The organism is Cellulomonas sp. NPDC058312 (assembly GCF_042880135.1).
Lineage (GTDB): Bacteria > Actinomycetota > Actinomycetes > Actinomycetales > Cellulomonadaceae > Cellulomonas.
On sequence record NZ_JBHVZE010000013.1, the window covers coordinates 1 to 3,518 of the forward strand.

The 3,518-nt window shown below is 65.3% G+C and carries 8 protein-coding genes and 1 pseudogene; all 9 read left to right on the forward strand.

From position 1 onward, the window contains the following. Positions 1 to 369, forward strand: a pseudogene (locus ACFVXN_RS18235) (major capsid protein); the annotation flags it as partial. Then, the gene (locus tag ACFVXN_RS18240) at positions 369 to 524 is read left to right on the forward strand and encodes a hypothetical protein (protein WP_389235870.1); all 156 of its coding nucleotides are present in this window, start codon (positions 369 to 371) and stop codon (positions 522 to 524) included. The pseudogene ACFVXN_RS18235 and the gene ACFVXN_RS18240, both read left to right, overlap by 1 nt. A gap of 11 nt (positions 525 to 535) precedes the next feature. Further along, the gene (locus ACFVXN_RS18245; protein ID WP_389235873.1) at positions 536 to 1,003 is read left to right on the forward strand and encodes a hypothetical protein; all 468 of its coding nucleotides are present in this window, start codon (positions 536 to 538) and stop codon (positions 1,001 to 1,003) included. Further along, positions 1,000 to 1,344 carry a head-tail adaptor protein gene (locus ACFVXN_RS18250; RefSeq protein ID WP_389235876.1) on the forward strand — a complete coding sequence of 115 codons (345 nt, stop codon included), beginning with the start codon at positions 1,000 to 1,002 and terminating at the stop codon, positions 1,342 to 1,344. The genes ACFVXN_RS18245 and ACFVXN_RS18250 overlap by 4 nt, the downstream gene beginning before the upstream one ends. Continuing rightward, entirely contained in the window at positions 1,341 to 1,514 is a 174-nt protein-coding gene (locus ACFVXN_RS18255) for a hypothetical protein (protein WP_389235879.1), read from the forward strand. Before ACFVXN_RS18250 ends, ACFVXN_RS18255 begins: the two co-directional genes overlap by 4 nt. Continuing rightward, a complete protein-coding gene (locus tag ACFVXN_RS18260; RefSeq protein WP_389235882.1) occupies positions 1,511 to 1,762 on the forward strand; it encodes a hypothetical protein in 252 nt (83 codons plus the stop codon). Before ACFVXN_RS18255 ends, ACFVXN_RS18260 begins: the two co-directional genes overlap by 4 nt. After that, positions 1,762 to 2,160, forward strand: a complete 399-nt coding sequence (locus tag ACFVXN_RS18265; protein ID WP_389235885.1) for a hypothetical protein — start codon at positions 1,762 to 1,764, stop codon at positions 2,158 to 2,160. Before ACFVXN_RS18260 ends, ACFVXN_RS18265 begins: the two co-directional genes overlap by 1 nt. Before the next feature lie 53 nt (positions 2,161 to 2,213). Beyond that, positions 2,214 to 3,047 (forward strand): IPT/TIG domain-containing protein, encoded by an 834-nt coding sequence (locus tag ACFVXN_RS18270; protein WP_389235888.1) that lies wholly within the window; start codon positions 2,214 to 2,216, stop codon positions 3,045 to 3,047. Positions 3,048 to 3,171: 124 nt separating this feature from the next. After that, a complete protein-coding gene (locus tag ACFVXN_RS18275; protein WP_389235890.1) occupies positions 3,172 to 3,510 on the forward strand; it encodes a hypothetical protein in 339 nt (112 codons plus the stop codon). Positions 3,511 to 3,518: the final 8 nt, after the last annotated feature.

Here is a 3,518-nt window from a genome sequence, read left to right on the forward strand (position 1 = left end):
GCCCTCGACCCGTCGTACGCCTGGACGCTGTCGACCGCGCGCTACCCCGACGGCCGGAAGAAGTTCCCCGAACTCGGCTTCGGGACGAACATCAGCAACTTCCTGGGCATCAACGCGTCGGTGTCGAACACCGTCTCGGCCCAGCCGGAGGCGACCGACACCAAGGTGAAGGCGATCCTCGGCGACTTCCAGTCCGGCATCCGGTGGGGCGTCCAGCGCGACATCCCGCTCGAGCTGATCCAGTTCGGTGACCCGGACGGCCAGGGCGACCTCAAGCGCAACAACCAGATCGCGCTGCGCCTGGAGATCGTTTACGGCTGGTACGTCTTCGCTGACCGCTTCGCCATCATCGAGAACGCGACGCCCTAATGCGGCGGCTCAAGAACCGGACCTCGGGCGTTCTGGTCTCAGTCGACGACGAGCTTGCCGCGAAGCTCGGCGACGAGTGGGAGCCGCTCGAGGAGCCGAAGCCCCGCAGGGCCCCGCGCAAGAAGGCCGAACCGGCACAGCCCGACGACGAGTGAGGTGGTGACCCATGCCTGCCGTAACCATCACTGTTGATGACCTGCGCATCTTTGCCCCTCAAATCGAGGAGGTGAAGGCGGAGGCGATGATCGAAGACGCGGTGGCTACGGCGGCCGTGGTCGCCCCCTGCATTCTCACCGACGAGTTCGCGCACCCCGGCGCCGCGAAGGCGATCCTCCGCGCAGCGATCCTCCGCTGGAACGACGCCGGGTCCGGCGCGGTGGTCTCCCAGACGGCGGGCCCATTCGGGCAAACCGTCGACACCTCGAACCCCCGGCGGTCGCTGTTCTGGCCGTCAGAGATCGAGCGGCTACAGAAGCTCTGCAACGCCGACGAATCGAAGGCATTCGCCGTCGATACGGTGCCGACGGTCGGGCCGATCGAACACGCAGACATCTGCGCGATCAACTTCGGCGCGACGTACTGCTCGTGTGGTGCGCTCCTGACTGGGCTCTCGGCGCTGTGGGAGCAGCCATGATCCCACTTCCCTTCACGGCCGGCCTGCGCGCCTTCATCGGATCCGCAGAGGACGACCTCGGTAACCCCACCGAAGGGTGGGGCACCGCGGTCGAAACCTCGGCGGTCTGGTGGACGCCCAGCTCGGTGGCCACGTCCGAGCAGAAGATGGCCGGCCACGATCGCGTCGTCGTCGACCTCGTCATGGTCGTCGACTCCGCAACCGCGGTCGGCCCCAGGGACCGGGTCGTCATCGATGGCCGTGACTTCGAAGTCATTGGATACCCCGAGGACTTCGATCACGGGCCCTGGTGGCAGCCCGGACGGAAGCCCGTCAATCTGCGACGAATCGAGGTCGGATGAAGCAGCTCAAGGTCACCCACGCACTCGGCGAGGACACCCACCTTGGAGAACCGGCGTTCTCTGTCGAGGAGGGGGTCCTGCTGGTGTTCGCGGACCGGTCCCGGAACGTCGTCACGAAGGCGTACAACCGCGAAACGTGGGCGTACGCCGAGTACGAGGATGTGCCGTGACGGTCCGGATCCAGTTGCATCCCAATGCCCTGTACGAGGTTCGACGGATGCCGGGCGCCCGAGCCGAGGTCATGCGGCACGCCGAGCGCATCGCCACAGCGTCGGGTAGCGGCTACGCCTGGGGATCTCAGCAGGGCCGCAAGGCTCCGCAGGGCCGGTGGCGGGCAATCGTCTACCCCGAGACGTGGGCGGCTCGATGGGATCTCGGCCGGAACAACACGCTTCTGCGCAACCTTGGGGGTGGCTGATGATCTCGGTCGCCCCGAACGGGCAGAAGACGGCGCGCGCCGCGGTCCTCGGCGGACTGTCCATCCTCGGCGACGCATCGAAGGTGTCCACGAAGCTACCGCCGAACACTGAGTCTCTGGCCACGTTCGTCGTGTTGTCTCTGATCGGTGGCGGTGAGGAGAACTTCGCCACCGACGCGCCCCGGTTCGTGTTCGAGTGCTACGCCCGGACGGAGATCGACGCCGAGGACCTGGCCCACCGTGTGCGGGCGGCACTGAAGTGGGCGCGGGGCCGCGAGTTCGGGGGCGTCCTGGTCCGCTGGACCGATACGGCGGGTCCGGTGAAGTTCGAGAATCCGGACGTCGCCAGTCATGCCCGATTCCAATTCACGGGCGAACTCTCGCTCGCCCTCCAATAGCTCACCCATTCGGCTCGACGCAATAGATGCCTGAGAGGGGCAAAACAATGGCTGTGAACGTACTCAACGCGTTCGTTGGAACACCTCCCATCGATGGCGGTGTCTTCTACCGCGCGCAGATCGGGACACCGGGTCCGAGTGATGCGCTCGATGAGCTGCACGCCAACTTCAAGGACCACGGCGCTGTCGGCGAAGACGGTGTCACCGTCGCGCAGACTCGCGACAACACCGACGTCAAGATGTATGGCGGCAAGACGTTCGTCACCGTGCAGACGAACTACGACGAGCAGATCACCATCACCCTGCTCGAGGACGACAACGAGGCAGTCCTCAAGACCGCCTTCGGCGACGCGAATGTCGAGGTGACCCCGGCAACGGTGTCGCACGGCAAGCAGAAGACGATCTACCACACCGCCGACCCGCTGCCGATCAGCTCGTTTGTCATCGACTCCCAGTCGGGCAAGAAGCTGAAGCGGTACTACGTCGAGAACGGCCAGGTCGTGAACGTCGCCGAGATCAAGGACGTCCACACCAACGTCACGTCGCGCACGCTGACCATCAAGACCTACTCGCCGACCTCGGTGGAACTCAAGGGCGGAAACGTTGTCGAGTTCCGCGACGACGGCGCGCTGCCCGCCGTTGCGAGCCTCGTCACCTTCGCTCCGACCTCCGTTGCGCCCGCGGGCGGCGACCTGGTCCACGTCGAGGGCTCTGGATTCGTCGGCACCACGGGAATCACGGTCGGTGGCACGGCCGCGCCCGAGTTCTCTGTCATCGACGACTCCACCTTGGTGTTCGCTGTTCCGGCGAAGGCTGCTGGTACGTACCCCGTGATCGTTACCAACGCCACCGGGCCGTCCGCCAGCAAGACCCTGACCTACGCGTAGGTCGGTGTGAACTCACCCGGCAGGGGTTGATTCACAACCCCCTTTGCGTCGGGCCGCCCCTGTCGGGTGGGCCTGAAAGGCCCGGCGCACCAACACTTTTCTCCGAATCGAAAGGCCTGACGCAATGGCTTTCCAGATCATCCCCGCGCACGACCCGTCCGTTCAGATCGAGTTCGAGGTGCCCATCAAGGGTCGCCAGAACCCGCTGTCGTTCTCGGTGCCGAAGCTGCACTTCTTCCCGGTCGAGATCTCCGACAAATACAAGGAGTGGTTCGAGGCCCAGGTGAAGGCGAAGAAGGCCACGGACCGCGCCTGCACCCTGAAGCTGCTCGAGCTGCTCGCCCCGAAGCAGTACGACACTCTCGCCAAGCTGACCGACGGCGAGATTACCCAGATCTCGAAGCACTGGGAAGAAGCATCGAAGGTGGGCCTGGGGGAATCTTCGGCCTCCTCCGATTCCTAGAGGACGAG